The sequence below is a fragment of the Pseudomonas putida genome (assembly GCF_002906855.1).
Lineage (GTDB): Bacteria > Pseudomonadota > Gammaproteobacteria > Pseudomonadales > Pseudomonadaceae > Aquipseudomonas > Aquipseudomonas putida_N.
Genome location: NZ_MINI01000028.1, coordinates 1,519,696 through 1,540,692, shown reverse-complemented (window position 1 = coordinate 1,540,692; position 20,997 = coordinate 1,519,696). Strand labels below are relative to the sequence as shown.

Here is a 20,997-nt window from a genome sequence, read left to right as displayed (position 1 = left end):
TGCAGCAACAAAAAGCCCCCGGCTCGAGAGAACCGGGGGCTTTTTCGTATCGGCTGCTGCTACTTGTCAGCACATATGATCGGCATCGGCTCGGCGGCAAATGCCAATGGTTCACGACGGCCGAAATACGAGGCCGTCAGCAGCCCCACCGAGCCCATGATCAGGCAGAAGCCGACACACACCCACGGGCTCCACGGCATCAGTGCAATCAACGCCAGCGGCGTGGTACTGGCCCACAGGGCGTAAGCCACGTTGTACGTGAAGGAAATCCCCGAAACGCGGATCTCGGCAGGGAACAGCCCGACCATCACCGACGGCACCACGCCCACCACACCGCAGGCCAGCCCAGCCAGCGCGTAGGCCAGCCAGGTCATGCCCCACTGCCCCACCAGGCTGGCGTACAGCGCAGCGATGCCCAACGGCAGCATCACGCTGTAGATCATCAGTGCGCGCCAGGCGCCCAGGCGGTCGACCAGCAACCCGGCCAGCACACAGCCGATATTGAGGAAGACGATGCCCACGCTGCTCAGGGCGAAGGTATGCCCCGCCGTCATGCCAAAGCGTTGCTGCATCACAGTCGGGGTAATCACCACCAGCACCACGACTGCGGAAGTCAATACGCAGGTCAGCAGCGCCGCCGGGATCAACGCCGAGCGGTGCTCGCCCAGCACCCGTCGTAGCGGAAACTTGACTGGTTGCTCCTGACGTTCGCGCAAGGCCAGGAACACCGGGGTCTCGCTGAGCCAGCGGCGCAGCCACACACCGATCACGCCAAACACCCCACCGAGCAGGAACGGATAACGCCAGGCGTAATCGAGAATCTCCTGCGGCGTGAACACGTGAGCCAACAGTGTGGCCGTCAGCGCACCCAGCAGGTAACCGAAAGTCAGCCCTGCCTGCAGGAAGCCCAGGGCATAGCCACGACGACCGTTTGGCGCATGCTCGGCGACGAAGGTCCACGCGCTCGGCACTTCACCACCTACAGCGGCGCCTTGCAGGATGCGCAGGGCCAGCAGGATCAGCGGGGCCGCATAGCCGATGTCGGTATACGTCGGCATCACCCCGATCAGCAGGCACGGCAAGGCCATCATCAGGATGCTCAGGCTGAACACCCGCTTGCGCCCGAGGTGGTCAGCGAAATGCGCCATCAGGATGCCGCCCAGCGGTCGCGCCAGGTAACCGGTGACGAAGATGCCAAAGCTCTGCAGTAGGCGCAGCCACTCGGGCATTTCCGGCGGGAAGAACAGCTGGCTGAGGGTCAGGGCAAAGAACACGAAGATGATGAAATCGTAGATTTCCAGCGCGCCGCCCAGTGCCGCCAGGCCCAGGGTCCGGTGGTCGCCGCGGCTGAACCGGGGCGGGCGAGCGGTATCGATGGCAGTCATGGCAGGGGTCCGCAGATCGGCAAAGGGCAAGAGGATAGCAAATGCCCGCAGCCTTGCCCCAGCCACGCCACTAACGGCTGAAGACGGTGTGGCCGAAGTTCCTGGGCTTGCGCGTATAGGCCGCGCCACCCGCCAGCCCGGAAGGCAGGGCAATCTTGCCGACCAGCACCGGGCTGTCGATGATCGCCATGAACGATTGCAGCGCGTCGTTATCCGGCACCTGTGGCAGGCTCACGCTGACAGCCTGGCGCTCGGTCTGTGGCACGACAGGCACTTTCAGGTGTTGCGAATGGTAAAGCAGGGCATGCTGGATCTGCGTGCTGACCCGGCAGAAGCGTGCCAGGTCGACGCCAGCATGGCTGGCCAGCTCGATGTTGCCCAGCAGCAGGTTGAACGGTTGCAAGGCGCACTGCACCAGGCGCTGCAACTCTTCAAACGACTCGACCGGGGCAATCCGGTAATAGCCGAGGCCATTGAGCAGTTTTTCCAGCTGCAGGCGCTGCTGCGGGTGCTCATCGGCAATCAGGATGCGCAGGGTCTTGTTTGTCATTGTCGGACCTGGGCCGTCAGGTGAAAAGGGACAGCTCCCTGACCAAACTGCGCCAGAAACAGGCAACCACCAAGGCTGTACCTGGAGGGGTCAATTTAGATACTTGTCGGGAAAGCGAGAGAAATCAAGTGGCCATCACACAGAATTTTCACTTGCCCTTCACCCCACGTTCAGGACTCCCACTGCCGCATGCGCACACGGCAGTGCTTCATGGCGTTGACGATGTGCTTTTCCACCAGGCTGCGCGAGATGCCCAACCGCTCTGCAATCTGCTGGTGTGACAGACCATCGAGCTTGCGCAACAGAAAGCAGTCGCGGCACACCTTGCTCAGCTCATCCAGGGCCTTTTGCATCATGGCCAGGCGCTGGTCGAGTTGCATGTCCTGCTGCAGTTCTGCGCTGAGAAAGCGCCCATCGGCCTCCAGCGCATCCAGTGATTCGGCCTGGCGCACCTGATGGCGCCGGTGCCGGTCGACCACCAGGTTAAGTGCCGTACGGTAGAGAAACGCCCGCGGATGCTCGATCTGCCCGCTGTCGGTCCGCTCAAGTACCCGCAGATAGGCATCGTGGGCAACGTCCTCCGCAGCTTGGCGGTTGCCCAGGCGGGCACAAAGGAAGCTCACCAGTTCGCGATAATAATGTTCCACAACAGCACCTGAAATCGTCCTTGCAACCCACGTGCGGGACTGAGTGATACCGGGCTGTGATAGTACAAATTATAACTATTCTCAGCAACACGCCCTCCACCCCCTCATTCAGGCTAAATCCGCCTGCTCAGCCTTCGTTTATCTGGGACTTCGGTGCGCACCTCGATTGGCAGCGCGTGACCACTACCCAGGCTGGAAGTCCGCATGAGCCGTTTAACCTCCCCCCGCCGCCAGCTCATCCTCGCTGGCGTGGGCCTGCTGAGCCTGGGCTGCCTGCTAGCCTGGCAAGCCCTGCCCGTCGGCGCACAACCGCTCGGTACCGTCACGGTCACGCGGGCAGACATCGAAAGCAGCGTGACCGCCCTGGGCACCTTGCAGCCCCGGCGCTACGTGGATGTGGGCGCCCAAGCTTCGGGGCAAATCCGCACACTGCACGTGGAAGCGGGCGACCCGGTGCGCAAGGGCCAACTGCTGGTCGAGATCGACCCCTCCACCCAGCAGGCTCGGCTGGATGCCGGGCGCTTTTCGATCGACAACCTCAAGGCCCAGCTCGCCGAGCAGCGTGCGCAGTTCGAGCTGGCCAACCAGCAGCTCAAGCGCCAGCGCAAGCTTGCCGCCGCAGGCGCCACCCGCGATGAGGACGTCCAGGCCGCTGCTGCCCAGCTCAAGGTCACCCAGGCGCGCATCGACATGTTCCAGGCGCAGATCCGCCAGGCCCAGGCCAGCCTGCGCAGCGACGAGGCGGAACTGGGCTACACGCGCATCTATGCGCCGATGGACGGCACCGTGGTAGCCGTCGACGCCCGCGAAGGCCAGACCCTCAACGCCCAGCAACGCACGCCGCTGATCCTGCGCATCGCCAAGCTGTCACCCATGACCGTCTGGGCCCAGGTCTCCGAAGCCGACATCGGCAAGGTCAAGCCAGGGATGACCGCCTACTTCACTACCCTGTCCGGCGGCAAGCGCCGCTGGAGCAGCACGGTGCGGCAGATTCTGCCGATCCCGCCCAAGCCACTCGAACAAGCCAGCCAGGGCGGTGGCAGCCCGGCCAGTGCTGGCAGCACCGGCAACCAGGTGGTGCAGTACACCGTGCTGCTGGATGTCGACAACCCGGATGGTGCGCTGATGGCCGACATGACCACCCAGGTGTTCTTCGTCGCCGGCCAGGCCAGCCAGGTCCTTACCGTGCCACTGGCCGCGCTGGACGAACACGGCGGCCTGTTCATGGCACGGGTGCTCGACCGGCACGGCAAGGTGGTGCAGCGCCAGGTGCGCACCGGCCTCAGCGACCGCCTGCGCGTTCAGGTGCTGGACGGGCTCAGCGAAGGCGAGCAACTGCTGATGGGCGCCCCCAGCGCCAGCGGAGGCTGAATGACTGCGCCGCTGATCGAACTGGTCGATATCCGCAAGTCCTACGGTGGCCAGGACAGCCCCAAGGTCGATGTGCTGCGCGGCATCAGCCTGTGCATCCACCCCGGCGAGTTCGTCGCCATCGTCGGTGCATCCGGCTCGGGCAAGTCGACCTTGATGAACATACTCGGCTGCCTCGACCGCCCGACGTCCGGCAGCTACCGCTTCGCCGGCAAAAACGTGGCCAAGCTGGGTAGCGATGAACTGGCCTGGCTGCGCCGCGAGGCGTTCGGCTTTGTGTTCCAGGGCTACCACCTGATCCCTTCGGGCTCGGCCCAGGAGAACGTCGAGATGCCGGCCATTTATGCCGGCACACCCGCCAGCGAGCGGCATGCCCGCGCCGCCGCCCTGCTCGCCCGCCTGGGCCTGGCCAGCCGCAGCGCCAACCGCCCGCACCAGCTCTCGGGTGGCCAGCAGCAACGGGTGTCGATCGCCCGGGCGCTGATGAACGGCGGTCATATCATCCTTGCCGACGAGCCCACGGGTGCGCTCGACAGCCACAGCGGCACCGAAGTCATGGCGCTGCTCGACGAACTGGCCAGCCAGGGCCATGTAATCATCCTGATCACCCACGACCACAAAGTGGCGGCGCGGGCACAGCGGGTGATCGAGATCCGCGACGGCCAGATGATCAGCGACACCGCGACCGACCAGGCGCCCAGCGCTCCGCGCCAAGCCTTGCAAGCCGTCGACCTGCGCCAGCGCCTGGACCGTGGCGCGACCCAGCGCGGGGCCTGGAAAGGTGAGTTGGTCGAAGCCCTGCAAGCCGCCTGGCGGGTCATGTGGGTAAACCGCTTTCGCACCGCCCTGACCCTGCTCGGCATCGTCATCGGGGTCGCCTCGGTGGTGGTCATGCTGGCCGTCGGCGAAGGCAGCAAGCGCCAGGTGATGGCGCAAATGGCCGCCTTCGGTTCGAACATCCTCTACCTCAACGGCAAGCCCGCCACCCTGGGCGAACCCGCTGGCACCATTACCCTCGACGACGTCGCCGCCATCGGCCAGCTGCCGCAGGTCCGGCAGATCATGCCGGTGCTGGGCGAAAAGGTGATGGTGCGCCACGGCAACAACAGCCAGCGCTTCTACGTGGGCGGCAACAACAACCAGTTCCCGCTGATCTTCAACTGGCCGGCGGTCGAAGGGGCGTTCTTCACCGATGCCGACGAAGCCAGTGGCGCGGCAGTGGCCGTGATCGGCCAGAAAGTCCGGGAAAAGATGCTCGCAGCTGACCGCGACCCACTTGGCCAGTACCTGCTGATCGGCAATGTGCCGTTCCAGGTCATCGGCATTCTCGCCGGCAAAGGTGCCAGCTCCGGCGACCAGGATGCCGACGGGCGCATCGTGGTGCCTTACTCGGCAGCGGCAATCCGCCTGTTCGGCCAGCGCGACCCCGATTACATCACCGTCGCCGCCGTCGACGCGGCACGGGTCGATGAAACCGAAGCTGCCGTCGACCGCCTTCTACGCCGGCGCCACCAGGGCCGTCACGATTTCGAGCTGACCAACTCGGCCGCGCTGATCCAGGCCGAGGCGCGCACCCAGAACAACCTGTCGCTGATGCTCGGTGCGATTGCCGCGATCTCGCTGCTGGTCGGTGGCATCGGGGTGATGAACATCATGCTCATGACCGTGCGCGAGCGCACCCGCGAAATCGGCATCCGCATGGCCACCGGCGCACGCCAGCACGACATCCTGCGCCAGTTCCTCAGCGAAGCGGTGATGCTGTCGATGGTCGGCGGCATGGCCGGCATCGGCTTGGCCCTGCTGACCGGTGGTGCATTGATGATGGGCAAGGTTGCCGTGGCCTTCACCCTGCCCGCCATGCTCGGTGCGTTCTCCTGCGCCGTTCTCACCGGCATCGTGTTCGGCTTCATGCCGGCCCGCAAAGCCGCCCGACTCGACCCGGTCAAAGCCCTTACCAGCGAATAGTCCATGACCCTGCCAAGCCGCATCAGCCTGTTGTCCCTGTGCCTAGGCCTCGCCGCCTGCAGCCTGACGCCCGCGCCATCCAGCGGCATCGCTGCACCCACCGCCTGGCAAGGCGAAACCCTCCAGCCCTCTGCCAGCCTGCCTTCGGCGCAGTGGTGGCAGGCCTTTGACAGCACCGAACTGGACCACCTCATCGAACGCGCCCGGTCGAATGCCCACGACCTTGCCGCCGCCGCTGCGCGCGTGCGCCAGGCCCAAGCCAAGGCGGTGATCGCCGGAGCGCCGCTGCTGCCGGAGCTCAGGTTCGAGCTCGACGGCAGCCGCCAGCGCCTGCTGCATGGCGAGGGCTATGACCAACTCGATGTCAGCAAGTACGAGCGAACCAGCACGTCGTTCGGCATGCAGCTGGTCGCCAGCTACGAGATCGACTTCTGGGGAGGCCTGCGCGCTGCGCGCTCGAGCGCCCTGTACAGCCTCGACGCCAGCCGCTTCGATCGCCAGACGGTCGAACTGACGCTGGTCAGCAGCGTGGCCAACAGTTACCTGCAGGGCCTGGCCCTGGAAGAACAGCTGCGCATTGCCCGCCTCAACCTGCGTAACGCCCGTGATGTCCTGGCGCTGGTCGAGACACGTCAGCGCGCCGGCTCCGCGACGCGCCTGGAACTGGCCCAGCAGCGCAGCCTGGTGGCCGCTCAGGAGCGGCAAGTGCCGCTGCTCGAACAGCAGTGGCAGGACAACCGCGTTACCCTGGCCACACTGCTAGGCGACCCGGTCCAGGCCCTGCCCACCACGGCTGAAGCGCTGGCAACCGTGAACTGGCCGCGCATTGGCAGCGGCATACCCAGCGAACTGCTCGCCCGCCGTCCGGACATCGCCGCTGCCGAAGCACGCCTGGCCGCCGCCCACGCCAATGTGCAGGTGGCCAGGGCCGCCCTGCTGCCGAAAGTGACCCTAGGCGCCAACATTGGCACCGGCGCACGCACCCTGCCCGAGGTCTTCGACAGCTCTTATTACACCCTGACCGCCGGCCTGGTCGCGCCGATCTTCAATAATGGCCGGCTGCGAGCGGCGCAACAATTGGCCCAAGCCCAGCAGGACGAGCTGCTGGAAAGCTACCGCAGCAGTATCCTGGCCGGCTTCGCCGATGTCGAGAAGGCCCTCAATGCCATCCACGGTGTTGAGCAGCAGCGCCACTGGCAGGACCAGGAGGTCGAACAGGCACGCCTGGCCTTCGACCTGGCCCAACGGCGCTACGCGGCCGGGGCCGAGACCCTGCTGAGCGTGCTCGAAACCCAGCGCACGCTCTATCTCGCACAGGACCAGCAGGCACAGTTACGCCTGGCTCGCCTGCAGGTCAGCGTGGCGCTGTACAAGGCGCTGGGGGGTGGCTGGCAGGTAGCGAACGCGGACAACGGTTGATTCGCCGTACGAGAGGGCCGCGGCGCGGCCCTCCCGGACTCAAATGGAGGCGGCCACTGCTTCGGCAAAGCGCTGCGCCACCTCGTCTACCTGTTGCGCACTGATGATCAGTGGCGGCAGGAAGCGCACCACGGCGCCATGGCGCCCGCCCAGTTCGAGGATCAGCCCACGCTTGAGGCATTCGCGCTGGACCTTCGGTGCCAGCACCCGATTGGCAGGCGGGTGGCCAAGAGTATCCGGCTGACCTTGTGGGTCGACCAACTCCACCCCAAGCATCAGGCCACGGCCACGGATATCACCCAGTTGTGGATAATCCCGTTGCAGCCGCTGCAGATGCTCACGCAAGCGCAGGCCCATGGCCTCGGCATGTTCGGCCAGGCGGTGCTCGACCAGGTAGTTGATCACCGCCGAACCGGCGGCCATGGCCATCTGATTGCCGCGGAAGGTGCCGGCATGGGCGCCTGGCTTCCAGGTATCCAGCCAGTCGCGGTACACCACCACCGCCAGCGGCAGGCTGCCACCAATGGCCTTGGACAGCGTGACCACATCCGGCACGATGCCGGCATGCTCGAAAGCAAACATCCGCCCGGTCCGGGCGAAGCCGCTCTGGATCTCGTCGACGATCAATGCCACGCCAGCCTGTTCGGTGATGCGCCGCACAGCCTTGAGCCACTCGATGTCGGCCGGGATCACCCCGCCCTCACCTTGCACAACTTCAAGGATCACCGCCGCCGGCAGCGGCACGCCGCTCTCCGGGTCCAGCAACAGGTTTTCCAGGTAATGCAGGTTGGCCTTGACCCCGGCTTCACCGCCCAGGCCGAACGGGCAACGGAAGTCGTAGGGGTACGGCATGAACTGCACGCCATTGCTCAGCAGCGCGCCCAGTGGCTGCTTGGGACCGTGGCTACCCATCAGGCTCAGCGCACCTTGGCTCATGCCGTGATAGGCGCCCTGGAAGGCCAGCACGGTACTGCGCCCGGTGGCACCGCGCACCAGCTTGAGCGCCGCTTCCACCGCGTCGGTGCCGGTCGGCCCGCAGAACTGCACCTTGGCCTCGCGGCGCAAGGCCTCGGGCAGGATACCGAACAGGTCCTGGACAAAACGGTCCTTGACCGGCGTGGTCAGGTCCAGGGTGTGCAGCGGCAGTTCGTCAGCCAGCACGCGCTGAATAGCCTCGATCACTACCGGGTGGTTGTGGCCCAGGGCCAGGGTGCCGGCGCCGGCCAGGCAGTCGATGAACTGGCGGCCTTCGACGTCCTCGACGTGGATGCCACGGGCGCGCTTGAGCGCCAGCGGGATGCGCCGAGGGTAGCTGCGGGCGTTGGATTCCTGTTGCTGCTGGCGCAGCAGCAGGGGCGATTCCCTGAATTCGTACAAAGGATGCGGCGCTCTGGCCGGCGGGACCTGGGCAAGGCTGGTAGCGGTGGACATGGGTGAATCCTCGCAAGCAAGCGAATGGGCAGTTATCGCTTGGGAAACGCTTGAGTGCGGGGAGGATTTAGCGGTTGTTGCGGGAATTTCCTCAGCCTGTCCCGCGAAGGGGCCGGCACAGGCATTGAAGATCAGCTGGCCGAACGCGCAGGCACCTGCAGCAGAACCCGCAACCCATCTTGGCGACTGTCGAACCTGAGGCTGCCGGCACAGCGCTGCACGATCGCCTGAACGATCGCCAACCCCAGCCCACACCCCCCACTCTGCCCGTTGCGCCAGAAACGTTCGGTCAGGTGCTGCAGATCGCCATCCGCAATGCCCGGCCCATGGTCACGCACCATGAATCCCACCTGCCCATCGGCCATCTGCACTTCCAGCTCCACCTCGGTATCACCCCCATGGCGCAGGGCGTTGTCCAGCAGGTTGCGCAAGGCCGCTACCGCCAGCGGCGCAGGCATGCCCAGGTAGATCTGCGTGGCCTCCTGCGGCAGGTGCAGGACGATGCGCCGATTGTCACCGCCGCCAGCATCCTGCACCGCCTGGCGGGCAACCTGCTCGGCGCTGCACTGCACACCGTCTTCGAACGACAGGCTGCCCTCGACCCGCGCCAGCATCAGCAGCTGTTCCAGGGTCCGGTGCATGCGGTCGGTGCCTTGCTCGGCATGTTCCAGCGCCTGCTCGCGCACCGCGCCATCGGTCATTCGCGCCACCTGCAGGTGGGTCTTGATCGCGGTCAGCGGGCTGCGCAGTTCGTGGGCGGCATCGTCGGTCAGGCGCCGTTCGCGCTCGATGGTCTGGGCGATGCGCAGGAACAACTGGTTCTGGGTGTCGAGCAAGGGTTGCAGCTCGCTGGGCAAGCCGGCCACCTGCAACGGCTCGACACTGTCGGCACGCCGACGTCGCAGAGAGTCGCGCATGCGATTGAGCGGTTCCAGGCCTTTGCCCAGGCCGATCCACAGCAGCCCGAGGCTGCCGAGCAAGGCCATCAGCACCGGCGCCGAGGCGGCCAGCAGAATCGACTGGTTCAGTGCCTCGCGCTCCATGTGCCGGTCGGCGGTGGTGATGCGCACGTCACCGTGGTTGTAGGTGAAGGTGCGCCACAACGCACCATCGATGGTCTGGTCACGGAAGCCGCTGCGCTGGTCGTCCATGGCGCCGTCATGCTTGTGGTTGCTGGCGAGGATCTCGCCGCGCAGGGAACTCACCTGGCAGGCCATGCCGTCGGGCACGCTCAACTGGTCGGCGGAAAAGTGCGCGTCCTCGCCCTTGGCCGCCAGCGGTTGCGGCAGCTGGTCGATCAGCCCGGCGACCATGCGCGCCGACGCCACCAGGCGCTGATCGAGGGAGAACATCATCTGCTGGCGCAGGTCGCGCAACATCCACGCCGCTGCCAAGGCCCAGATGATGATGAAGGCGCTACCGAGGATCAGGCTGAGGCGTACCCGCAGGCTCATGATGCGCTTCTCTTGGAGGTTTGCTCTGGCGCCTGTGCCGGCCCCAGGCGATAACCCAGGCCACGCACGGTCTCGACGATGCTGTTGCCAAGCTTTCGCCGCAGGTGATGGATATGCACATTAAGCGCGTTGCTCTCGACTTCGTCGCTGAAGCCGTACACGCAGTCCTTCAGCTGTTCACTGGACAGCACTCGGCCGGGGTTCTGCAGCAATGCCTGGAGCAGCGCCTGTTCACGTCGCGACAGGTCGACCGGCTGGCCGGCCAGGGTCGCCTCGCAGCTGCTCGGGTCGTAGCGCAGCGGGCCATGCTCGATCACGTTGACCGCCCGCCCCGCCACCCGGCGTAACAAAGTGTGCAGGCGCGCCGCCAGTTCGCGCAGGTCGAAGGGTTTGAGCAGGTAGTCGTCGGCGCCGGCCTGCAGGCCATCGACCCGGTCGGTGACCGCATCGCGTGCGGTGAGCACCAGCACGGGCAGGTCCACACCTTGCTGGCGCAGGCGGCGCAGCAGTTTCAGCCCGTCTTCGTCGGGCAGGCCGAGGTCGAGGATCATCACGTCGAACTGCGCCGCTTGCAGCAGGGCCCGGGCGCTAGCGGCATTGGCCACACGGTCGACGGTGAGGCCCTGGGCGGTGAGGCCGGCGCAGATGCCGCTGGCGATCAGGTCGTCGTCCTCGCAGAGCAGAACGTGCATGGTGGGGCTCCCGGAGTGGTGTGGCTGGGATTGCACTATGGAGGGATTAAGAGGGGATTATGGACCCTTGCAGGTTGATTGGGGATGGGCCAAGAGCTGGCCCAACCCTCTAAATAGACTTTTCCTAGAACTGACTCAGGAACTTCCGAGCCCGCTTCATGATGTGAATATCACTGCACAAAACTGGCATCACCGAGCAGATGGCAATGCTCGTCGCCGGCAACGCCCTCAGATGAGTAGAACCGACGCTCATTGGCGCAGTGCATCGGGCGTATCGACATCCCGCAGCACACCAGCATCCTCGACCGCCAGCCTGACGCAACGGTCCGGATGGGCCCTCACGACCGACCGCGCCCCTTCATCGCCCGTCAGCCGCGCAAGCGCTGGCCAAAAATCACGCCCGAACAGCACCGGATGGCCCTGCTGCCCGTCATGACACGGCAGAACAATCGTCGACCCACCGGCCTCGCGTGCAAGCAAGCCCAGGGTCGCGGGCTCCACCCAGGGCATGTCACCCAACAGGATTGCCACCGCCTGTGCCTCGCTGTCGACCAGCGAAGCGGCGCCAGCCGCCAGGCTATGGCCCAAGCCCTGCGTGAAATCGGCACTGCCGATGACCCGGCAAGCCGACGGCAACCCCAGCTCCTCTCCCCGCTCGCCGTCACGCAACACTACCCGCACGTCATCGAACACCGTGCAGGCACGTTCGACACTGTGCACCAGCAAGCTGCGACCATCCGCCATCAGCGCGCGGCGCTTGTCAGCACCGAAACGCACGCTGCTGCCAGCCGCCAGCACCAGCGCCACCACACTCACAGCGCCGCCCGCCCGATGCCGTTGCGCAGGCGCAGGATATCGGCGAGCACCGCCAGGGCAATCTCGGCCGGAGTCTTGCTGCCCAGGTTGAGGCCGATTGGCGCGTGAATCCGCGCCAGTTCATCGTCGCCCAGGCCGCCGATGCGCTGCAAACGTTCGCGACGCTTGTCGGAGGTGGCCTTCGAGCCCATCACGCCAATGTAGAACGCTTCGGTCCGCACCGCTTCAAGCATGGCCAGGTCATCGATTTTCGGATCATGGGTCAATGCAACCACCGCCGTGTCGGCATGGCAACCGCCATTGGCGATGAACTCCGACGGCAGCTCACGGCGCACCTCGACGCCGTCCAGCACCACGCCTTCAAGCACCTCATCACGCGGGTCACAGAGGATGACTTCAAAGCCCATGCCTTTACCGAACTCGGCACAGAAATGCGCGACGCTGGAATACCCAGCCAGCAGCAGGCGCTGGGCGGCACCGACACGCAAACGCACGCGGCCGCTTTCACGCTCCACGCGCGGGCCCTGGCGGTGGTCGTCGCTGAGCTGGCGATCACCTTGCGGCAGGCTCACCTCGCGCAGCAACCGGCGCTGCCCGCGCAGTGCACCTTCCAGCTCACGCAGGTGGGCCTGCACGTCACAGTCAGCCGGCAGGTTCTCCACCAGCACCTCGAGCACGCCGCCACAGGGCAGGCGAATGCTCGAACGCGGGTCGCTACCATCGCCATAGCGCACGATGGCAATCGGCTCGGGAAACTCACCCCGCCCCACACGTTCGAGGAAATCATCCTCGACGCAACCGCCCGACAGCGAACCCAGCCACTGGCCGCTGGCGTTGACCGCCAGCAGCGAGCCCGGCGCACGCGGCGCCGAGCCGTACGTAGCGAGCACCGTGCACAACCACACCCGCTGGCCATTGCACGACCACTGCAGCGCCTGGCTGATCACCTGGAGATCGAGATGCTGCACGGTTTACTCCGCCTTCAGCTCGGCGAGCTGCTGTACGGTCAGGTCACCGGGCAATCCACCCCAGGCCTGGCGCAGGTAGTTGACCATGTCCGTCACTTGCTGATCGTCAAGCTTGTCGGCAAAGCCCGGCATCGGCTGCATGCGCTCGAAGCCGGTGAACTGCTGCTCACGGATGCCGTCGCGGATGGCCTTGACCAGGTTGCGCGAGTCGCTCTGGCGCAGCACCGTGTTGCCGTCCATGGCCACCGCAATGTGTGGCTTGCCCTTGCCGTCGACACCATGGCAGCCGGCGCAGACATTGAGGTACTGCTGATGGCCGCGCTTGGCGCTGTCACTCATCTGCTCCAGGGCAACGGCCTTGATCTGCTTGGCCGGCGGCGGCTGGTCGCCGAGCAGGTAGGTGGCCATGGCCGCCAGGTCGGCGTCTTGCAGATGCTGGGTGCTGTGGTGCACCACCGGGAACATTTCGTTGAACATGCTGCCCTGGGCACTGATACCGTGCTTGAGGAAGGTAGTCAGGTCCGGCTGGGTCCAGCCGCGGTCGGCCAGGTCCTGGGCCAGCAGGCTCGGCGCCAGGTAGCCACCGAGCAAGCCACCGCTCAGGCGCTGGTCCTGCTGCAGCGCACCGATAGGGTTGCGCGGCGTGTGGCACTCGCCGCAGTGGCCCATGACCTCGACCATGTACTGCCCGCGCTGCCAGGCCGGGCTTTTGCCCTCGGTCGGCTGCAGTTGCACGCTCTTGCCATAGAGCATGTTCCAGCCGGTCAGCCCCAGGCGCACGTTGAACGGGAAGCTCAACGCCGTCTGCGGCGCCGGGCGATTGATCGGCGGTACGGTCATCAGGTAGGCGAGGATCGCATCGGAATCCTCGCGCTTGATCAGGTGGTACGAGGTGTACGGCATCGCCGGGTAGAGGTTGGCGCCATCCTTGCGCTTGCCCTCGGTGACTGCGGCGAAGAATTCGTCGGCCGTATAGTTGCCGATACCGTACTGCTTGTCCGGGGTGATGTTGCTGCCATAGATGGTGCCGAACGGCGAATGGATCGGCAGGCCACCGGCGAACGGGGCACCGCCTTCGGCCGTATGGCAGGCCATGCAGTCGGCGGCACGGGCCAGGTATTCACCGCGCTTGACCTGCGCCACATCGGCCGCCTGGGCCAGTGAAGCGACGGCAAGGCCCAGGGCCAGCGCGAGCGTGCTACGAACGATGCCCATGCTCAACCCTCCTTGACCAGGCCAAGGTCATTGAGCACCGTGCGGGTAGCGTCGTAGTAACGCACGTACCCGGTGCAGCGGCAGATGTGGTGGCCGAGGCTGGCTTCAATACGGTCTTCCACTTCGCTCTTCTTCAGCGGCTGGCGCTGGGCGGTTTCCACCAGCACCGTGGCGGCGTTGACGAAGCCCGGCGCGCAATAGCTGCACTGGAAGGCGAACAGGTCGACGAACTTCTGCTGGATCGGGTTCAGCGTCAGGTCACCGGCCTCGTCCTGCTTGGCATGGCCTTCGATGGTGCGGACCTTCTTGCCCTCGAAGTAATGCGCGCCGGTGATGCAGGTGCGCACTTCCTCACTGGTGCCGTCGGGGTTGTCGACGATCACCACGCAGGCATGGCAGATGCCCTGGCCGCAGCCCAGGCGCGAACCTGTAAGGTTCTGGTGTTCGTGCAGGTAGTCGATCATCGCCAGGTCATCAGGGACCTCGACCGGGCCGACCGGTTGACCGTTGAGGGTCAGTTGCAGTGGACGGTTAGCCATTGAGGGCCTCCTTGATACGGGCTGGGGTGATGGGAAGATCGCGCACGCGCTTGCCAATGGCATGCGCCACGGCGTTGCCGATGGCACCGACGACCGGGATCATCACCACTTCGGCGATGCCCTTGGACGGGTCGGTCGGTGACAGCGGCGGGAGGATTTCGCTGGTCTGTTTCCACACCGCCACATCCCGTGCGTGCGGCAGGCGGTAGCGGTTGAAGTTCCAGTCGCCCTCCCCGGGCCCGCCCTCGTACAACGGCATTTCTTCGGTCAGTGCATGGCCGATACCCATGGCGATACCGCCTTCGAGCTGGCCCTTGACCAGTTCCGGCACCAGTACACGGCCACACTCGACCCAGCTGTGGTGGTTGAGCACCTCAACCTCGTGGGTGCCCTTGTTGACCTTGACCTCGACGATGGTCGCCACCGGGCTGTAGTAAGTGACCATGGCATTGTTCAGCTGAGTATCCGGGTAGGCGGCGTTCTGCCGGTCGAGCAGGTGGTAGCCATGGCTGCTCATCTGCGCCTTCTTGGCATTGACCGCGCCGTCGCCGTACTTCACCGCCACGGCATCGAGCGGGAAGCGCTCGCGCACGCCGTCGATGACGAAGTCGGCCTCGGCCCAGCTCCAGCGGTTGAAACCGTGCACGCTGACGCCAGTGACCAGCCCCATCTCATGGGCCTTCTGTGCCAACTGGGCGAACGGGATCGGCGACAGGCCATTGCCTGTAAGCTCGCCGTTGACCCACACCGCGTTCTCGCGACGCACCACCAGCGGGTTGGCTTGGCCGCCGTACGGGCCCTGGCTCCAGATGGCCATCGCCGCCGGCCACAGGCCATGGTTGAACAGCACGCGGGCCGCTTCACGGGTGGCGTGGCTGAAGTAGAACGCCGAGTTGGTCGCCGACGATGGCGAAGCCAGCTTGCCGACCCAGCGCGGGTTGCGCAGCGCGCTGTCCTGCTCGGGCTGGCTGATCAGATAAGGGTTGCCGCTGGTGGTCAGCTGCAACTCCGGCCATTCGGTGACTGCCGTCTTCACCTCGTCGGCCGAGCGGCCGAGGAAGTCGCTGACCACCAGCGCCTGGGAGGTGGACATGCCAGTGCCCAGTTCGGTGCCGATGTGGCGCAGGCTGATGCGCCCATCAGCGGTGAACTCGACGCTGGCCATCGGCGCCTCGGAGCCGGTACCGAAATCCTTCTGGCAGATGGCGAAGCCGACGCCGTACCAGTGGTCCGGATCCTTGGCGTCCATCTGCTGCTTGCGGGCATCGCGGTTGCGCCACCAGTCGTGCACGGCGGCCTTGTCGAGGATCTCGTACAAACGCAGGGCACCGGCCGGGACCGCTCCCTGGGTGTTCTTCATGCCCGACTTCAGTGCGTTGGCACGGCGCAGGTCGATGGCATCGACGCCCAGGCGACCGGCGATTTCATCCACCATCATCTCGGTGGCGGCCATGCTCTGCAGGGTGCCGTAACCGCGCATGGAGCCTGCCTCGACGCCGCGCGAGTAGTAGGCAGTCACCGACAGGTCGTTCTGCGGCATGTAGTAGATCGACTGCGCCGCAGTGGCGCCCACCGCAGCCACCGACGGGCTGTAGTTGATGCGCCCGCCGCCGTCGCAGCTCATGTCGGCGCGGAAGATCTTGAAGCGGTTGTCCTTCTTGTCCACGGCCAGCTGATAGCGGATGTCGAAGGCATGGCGCTTGATGCCGCTCTGGAACTGCTCGTAGCGGTCGTTGGCCAGGCGGATCGGCACACCGGCGCCATACAGTGCGGCCACGGCGGCGTAGAAGACGAAGATGTTGTTGTCTTTTGAGCCGTAGCCCACGGTGTAGCCAGGGTGCATGTTGAGCGTGTTCAGGGCGAAGCGCGACGGTTTGATCATGTGCACGCATTCCTGCGCCACTTCGAACGGGCACTGGGTCGCGACCACGAAGTGCAGCGTGCCGGTCGCCGGGTCGTACCAGCCGTTGCCGTTGTCTGGCTCCAGCGCGGCAGGCTCGATCGACGGCGTCTTGTAGCGCTCGTCGAACACCAGCCAGTCCTCGGGCGGGTTGTCCAGTTGCTCGCCCATGCGCTTGGCGTAGAACAGGCCCTGCTCGGTCAGGTCGCCATGCTGGTTGGGTTGCTTGGACCACACCGGTTTGCGATTGAGGATGGTCGGGAACAGCATGGAATTCTTCAGGCTGGAGAATTCATCGTCGTCGAACGGCGTGGCGCCGCCCACACGCACGAAGCGGAAGCTGCCATAGGGGTCACGCTGGTACAGCGGAGCCTGGGCGCCGTACTGGATCGCCTTGTCATTGAACTGCAGCTTGCGCTTGGCCTGCCGGAAGCGCTCGAAGTCGTGCCAGATCAGGATCGCCACCGGGTGGCCGATGAACATCGGCACCTGGCCGGGCGGCAGCAGCGGGTCGGGCGAATGGGCCTCGGGCCAGGCGATGCCATCCTTGGCCAGGTCGGCGGCGGTGACGACACGGTCTGGCTGCAGGTCAGCGCCGAGCAGGCTGAGGTCATGGCCGGCATAGATGCGGTCGACCTTGGTTGCCTTGAGCAGCAGCGCATGGCCTTGCTGGGTCGGCCAGCCGGGCATGTCCTTGGCGCGGATGTCGCGGGCGAAGACCTTGTTGCCACAGACCTTGGACAGCGCGTCGTTACGGAAACGCGCCTTGCCGTCATGGTTCATCCACTTTTGCGGCGAGGTGGTGACGCGCTCCTCCATCAGGGCGGCGAACGCCTGGCTGCCGAGTGGCGCCATGGTCACGCCGACACCAGCGATCAGGCCGCCTTGCAAGAAGGCGCGCCGGGAAATATCACGGTTGGACATGCTTGATCCTCTGGGCAGAAGAGTTTCTGCCCATGCTTTTTTTGATTCTTGTGCGGGGGACTCGGAAGGGTGAGAACCTTGTCACGCGGGCCAGGAAAAAACTGACTTGTGCGTCAACTTTACAACAAGAATATGGGCATAAGCAAAGTCAAGCCGACAATATGTCGCGGCGTGTCGAGGAGCGACATGCGGCACCGTCGCAACAGCGTCGGCAGGAACGGTTAACCTTGGGTTAATCAATCGCAGCCAGCATGGCCACCATTCCGTATTGCCAAGGCGAAGACATGCGCATCCTTTTGCTCTTCCTGACGTTTCTCCTGGCTGGCCCGTTGCAGGCCAACCCGTTCGACGCCAAACCCGACTTCCTGCCGGTCAACCAGGCGTTCGTGCTCACTCACGACCGCCAGGCCGATGGCCAGATGCGCCTGTATTTCCAGATCAAGCAGGGTTACTACCTGTACCAGAAGCGCTTGAAATTCGACGGCTTGACTGCTGAGCAGCAGCCGCAACTCCCCCCCGCCCTTAATCACCATGACGAGTTCTTTGGTGACAGCGCGGTCTACCGCGACCAGCTCGAACTGCTGATACCAGCCAATGCCCAGGGCCAGTTGCGCCTGGGCTGGCAGGGCTGTGCCGATGCCGGCCTGTGCTACCCGCCGCAGACCACCGCCATTGACCTGGGCGGCAGCGCGACCCCGGCCGCCGAACAAGCCAGCGACCAGGCACTGGCCAGCGGCCTGCAAAGCGCCAGCCTGGCCTGGAGCCTGCTGGCGTTCTTCGGCCTCGGCCTGCTGCTGGCCTTCACCCCTTGCTCGCTGCCGATGCTGCCGATCCTCGCTGGGCTGGTCCTGGGCAACGGCGCCAGTGCCCGGCGTGGCTGGCTGCTGGCAGGGGTGTATGTGCTGAGCATGGCGCTGGTGTATGCGGCCCTGGGTGTGGTCGCGGCACTGCTGGGGGCCAGCCTGCAGGCATGGCTGCAGCAACCCTGGCTGCTGGGCAGCCTGGCCGGCTTGTTCATCGTCCTCGCCCTGCCGATGTTCGGTGCTTTCGAACTGCAACTGCCGGCCGCCCTGCGCGATCGCCTCGACCGCGCAGGCCAAGGCACCCGTGGTGGCAACCTGTACGGCGCAGCGCTACTGGGCGCCCTTTCCGGCCTGCTGCTCGGCCCCTGCATGACCGCGCCACTGGCCGGTGCGCTGCTGTTCATCGCGCAAAGCGGCGATGTGCTGCAAGGTGCGCTGGTGCTGTTCAGCCTCGGCATGGGCATGGGCGTGCCGCTGCTGTTGCTGGTGACCCTCGGAAATCGCTACCTGCCGCGCCCGGGCGCATGGATGAACCGAGTCAAGGGCGTGTTCGGCTTCGTGTTCCTGGCCATGGCCCTGTACACCGTGCGCAGCCTGCTCGCCGCCCCCGTGTTGCTGGCACTGAGCGGTGCCTGGCTGATCGCCCTGGGCTGGGCCATGTGGCCGGCGTTGCAGCGCTTGCCGGCGCTACGTGCCGTCCCGCTGCTGGGCGCCTTGTGGGGTGGCCTGCTGCTGGTCGGCGCTGCTGCGGGGGGCGACGATCTGTGGCAACCGTTGCGACCGTTCGCCGGTGGCACCGCAGTCGCTACCGTGCAGAAGGCCGACGAGCACTTCGTCACGGTCAGCAGCCCCGAAGCCCTGCAACGCGAACTGGATGCCGCCAAGGCACGCGGCCAGTGGGTGATGGTCGACTACTACGCCGACTGGTGCGTGTCGTGCAAGGTCATGGAAAAGCAGGTGTTCACCCGCCCCGACGTGCAAACCAGCCTGGCCGGCGTGCACCTGCTGCGCCTGGACGTGACCGCCGACTCCGCCGCCAGTCGCGCCCTGCTGCAGCGCTACCAGGTACCCGGCCCGCCGAGCATCATCTGGCTCGGCCCGGAAGGCGAAGAGCGCCGCGCACGGCGCATCACTGGTGAGGTGGATGCCGCCGCGTTCCTGCAACACTGGACCCAGACCCGGAGCCAAGGCTGATGCTGACGGTAACCCTCGGGCCGCTGACAATGGCCCTCAACCACCTGCTGATGCTCGCCGCCCTCGGCGTGGCCTGCCTGGTCGGCTGGTGGGTCGCGCGGCGGGGCGGCGAAAGCCCGGAATCTGCGCTGTTCAACCTGTTTCTGGTCGGATTGCTGTGCGCCCGCCTGGGGTTCGTGCTGGCCTACTGGCCGATGTACCGCGACGACCTGGTGCAAGTCATCGACATCCGTGACGGCGGCTTCCTGCTCTGGTCGGGCCTGGTCGGCATCGTCCTCGCCACCCTCTGGCAGGGCTGGCGCCAGCCTGGCCTGCGGCGCCCGCTGGGCTGGGCACTGTTCAGCGGTGCGCTGTTCTGGGGCCTGACCAGCCTGGGCAGCCACCTGTACAGCAAGGGCACCGCACTGCCCGAATTGAGCCTGCGCAATGCCACTGGCCAGTCGGTGGCCCTGCACAGCTACCGTGGCAAGCCGCTGGTGATCAATATCTGGGCCACCTGGTGCCCGCCCTGCCGCCGGGAAATGCCGGTGCTGCAACAGGCCCAGGGGGAATACCCCCACGTGACCTTCATCTTCGTCAATCAGGGCGAAACACCGGAAAACGTCACGACCTTCCTCGCTACCACCGGGCTGAGCCTGACCCATGTGCTGTTCGACGGCACCGGCGCGCTGGCCCAGCGGGTCGGCTCGATGGCCCTGCCCACCACCTTGTTCTACGACGCCGACGGCCGCCTGATCGGCAGCCACCTCGGCGAGCTGTCGCGGGCCAGCCTGCGTCATGCCCTGGAACCTTTCGAGCGGGCCAAGCTGCCCGCCCCTGCCGCACAAGGAAACTGACATGCGATTGACTGCCCTGCTGCCCCTGTCCCTGGCCCTGCTGGCCGCCCCGCTGGTGCAGGCCGAAGACCTGCCCAAGGCGATCCAGCAACTGCAAGCCAAAGGCGCCGAGATCAAGGGCAGCTTCGATGCGCCCAACGGCCTGACCGGCTATGCCGCCGAGTACCAGAACAGTGCCCTGGCGCTGTACCTGACGCCAGACGGCAAGCACGTGCTGGTCGGCAGCCTGTTCGACGAACAGGGCAAGGACCTCAGCGCCGAGCCGCTGCAGAAGCTGGTGTATGCGCCGATGAGCAAGGCAATCTGGGCGAAGATGGAGAAAACCGCCTGGATCGCCGACGGCAAGGACAGTGCGCCGCGCAAGGTATACCTGTTCAGCGACCCCAACTGCCCGTACTGCAACATGTTCTGGGAGCAGGCGCGGCCCTGGGTAGAGTCGGGCAAGGTGCAGTTGCGCCATATCATGGTCGGCATCATCCGCGAGGACAGCCCGGGCAAGTCGGCAGCCCTGCTGGCCGCCAAGGACCCGGCCAAGGCGCTGCATGAGCATGAAAAAGCGGGCAAGGCGAGTGCCTTGAAGCCGCTGGACAAGGTGCCAGATGCCGTGCAGCAGAAGCTGGCGGCGAACATGGCGTTGATGGATGAGATGGGGCTACAGGCAACCCCGGCGATCTTCTATCAGGATGAGCAAGGCAATCTGCAGAGCCAGCAAGGCGCACCTCGGCCCGAATTGCTCGGGAAGATTCTCGGCAAGCGCTGACACCTCGATTGCCTGAGCCGGCCCTTTCGCGGGACAAGCCCGCTCCTACAGAAACCCCACAAAATTCAAGCCTTGCGGAGTACCTGTAGGAGCGGGCTTGCCCCGCCAATGGGGCGCAAAGCGCCCCC

At 65.7% G+C, this 20,997-nt stretch carries 17 protein-coding genes; 6 read left to right on the top strand and 11 right to left on the bottom strand.

The features are described from left to right. Positions 1-59: 59 nt before the first annotated feature. The 3 genes from BGP85_RS07485 to BGP85_RS07475 form a co-directional block, all read right to left on the bottom strand. Complete coding sequence (locus BGP85_RS07485) at positions 60-1,385, bottom strand: MFS transporter (protein WP_103446598.1); 1,326 nt, start codon at positions 1,383-1,385, stop codon at positions 60-62. Between the two features lie 70 nt (positions 1,386-1,455). Further along, positions 1,456-1,935: a histidine kinase gene (locus tag BGP85_RS07480; protein WP_103446597.1), complete on the bottom strand. Its 480-nt coding sequence runs from the start codon at positions 1,933-1,935 to the stop codon at positions 1,456-1,458. Positions 1,936-2,105: 170 nt separating this feature from the next. Beyond that, positions 2,106-2,582, bottom strand: coding sequence for a sigma-70 family RNA polymerase sigma factor (locus BGP85_RS07475; protein ID WP_103446596.1), 477 nt, complete (start codon positions 2,580-2,582; stop codon positions 2,106-2,108). A gap of 204 nt (positions 2,583-2,786) precedes the next feature. On the opposite strand from BGP85_RS07475, the gene BGP85_RS07470 reads away from it, so the two are divergent. Genes BGP85_RS07470 through BGP85_RS07460 form a run of 3 tightly spaced genes read left to right on the top strand, consistent with a single transcriptional unit; the run spans position 2,787 to position 7,337 of the window. After that, positions 2,787-3,953: an efflux RND transporter periplasmic adaptor subunit gene (locus BGP85_RS07470; protein ID WP_103446595.1), complete on the top strand. Its 1,167-nt coding sequence runs from the start codon at positions 2,787-2,789 to the stop codon at positions 3,951-3,953. Beyond that, complete coding sequence (locus BGP85_RS07465; protein ID WP_103446594.1) at positions 3,954-5,918, top strand: MacB family efflux pump subunit; 1,965 nt, start codon at positions 3,954-3,956, stop codon at positions 5,916-5,918. A 3-nt stretch (positions 5,919-5,921) separates the two neighbouring features. Then, the gene (locus BGP85_RS07460) at positions 5,922-7,337 is read left to right on the top strand and encodes an efflux transporter outer membrane subunit (RefSeq protein ID WP_103446593.1); all 1,416 of its coding nucleotides are present in this window, start codon (positions 5,922-5,924) and stop codon (positions 7,335-7,337) included. Positions 7,338-7,376: 39 nt separating this feature from the next. Here BGP85_RS07460 and BGP85_RS07455 read toward each other — a convergent pair whose 3' ends face one another. The 8 genes from BGP85_RS07455 to BGP85_RS07420 form a co-directional block, all read right to left on the bottom strand. Further along, positions 7,377-8,768: an aspartate aminotransferase family protein gene (locus tag BGP85_RS07455; protein WP_103446592.1), complete on the bottom strand. Its 1,392-nt coding sequence runs from the start codon at positions 8,766-8,768 to the stop codon at positions 7,377-7,379. Positions 8,769-8,899: 131 nt separating this feature from the next. Then, positions 8,900-10,222 carry an ATP-binding protein gene (locus BGP85_RS07450; RefSeq protein ID WP_103446591.1) on the bottom strand — a complete coding sequence of 441 codons (1,323 nt, stop codon included), beginning with the start codon at positions 10,220-10,222 and terminating at the stop codon, positions 8,900-8,902. Continuing rightward, on the bottom strand, positions 10,219-10,914 hold the full coding sequence (locus tag BGP85_RS07445; RefSeq protein WP_103446590.1) for a response regulator: 696 nt from the start codon (positions 10,912-10,914) through the stop codon (positions 10,219-10,221). The genes BGP85_RS07450 and BGP85_RS07445 overlap by 4 nt, the downstream gene beginning before the upstream one ends. Positions 10,915-11,163: 249 nt before the next feature. Further along, positions 11,164-11,730, bottom strand: a complete 567-nt coding sequence (locus BGP85_RS07440; protein ID WP_103446589.1) for a nucleotidyltransferase family protein — start codon at positions 11,728-11,730, stop codon at positions 11,164-11,166. After that, positions 11,727-12,698 carry an XdhC family protein gene (locus BGP85_RS07435; RefSeq protein ID WP_103446588.1) on the bottom strand — a complete coding sequence of 324 codons (972 nt, stop codon included), beginning with the start codon at positions 12,696-12,698 and terminating at the stop codon, positions 11,727-11,729. The genes BGP85_RS07440 and BGP85_RS07435 overlap by 4 nt, the downstream gene beginning before the upstream one ends. 3 nt (positions 12,699-12,701) lie before the next feature. Beyond that, positions 12,702-13,913: a cytochrome c gene (locus BGP85_RS07430; protein ID WP_103446587.1), complete on the bottom strand. Its 1,212-nt coding sequence runs from the start codon at positions 13,911-13,913 to the stop codon at positions 12,702-12,704. Positions 13,914-13,915: 2 nt separating this feature from the next. After that, positions 13,916-14,452, bottom strand: a complete 537-nt coding sequence (locus BGP85_RS07425; protein ID WP_103446586.1) for a (2Fe-2S)-binding protein — start codon at positions 14,450-14,452, stop codon at positions 13,916-13,918. Beyond that, a complete protein-coding gene (locus BGP85_RS07420; RefSeq protein WP_103446585.1) occupies positions 14,445-17,276 on the bottom strand; it encodes a xanthine dehydrogenase family protein molybdopterin-binding subunit in 2,832 nt (943 codons plus the stop codon). The genes BGP85_RS07425 and BGP85_RS07420 overlap by 8 nt, the downstream gene beginning before the upstream one ends. 284 nt (positions 17,277-17,560) lie before the next feature. Between BGP85_RS07420 and dsbD the strand changes: the two genes are divergently transcribed. From dsbD to dsbG, 3 genes are read left to right on the top strand one after another with little or no spacing between them, the layout of a single operon-like run. After that, a complete protein-coding gene (dsbD, locus tag BGP85_RS07415; protein ID WP_103448221.1) occupies positions 17,561-19,273 on the top strand; it encodes a protein-disulfide reductase DsbD in 1,713 nt (570 codons plus the stop codon). After that, a complete protein-coding gene (locus BGP85_RS07410) occupies positions 19,273-20,109 on the top strand; it encodes a TlpA family protein disulfide reductase (protein ID WP_103446584.1) in 837 nt (278 codons plus the stop codon). The genes dsbD and BGP85_RS07410 overlap by 1 nt, the downstream gene beginning before the upstream one ends. Before the next feature lies 1 nt (position 20,110). After that, positions 20,111-20,869, top strand: coding sequence for a thiol:disulfide interchange protein DsbG (gene dsbG, locus BGP85_RS07405; RefSeq protein WP_103446583.1), 759 nt, complete (start codon positions 20,111-20,113; stop codon positions 20,867-20,869). Positions 20,870-20,997 lie beyond the last annotated feature (128 nt).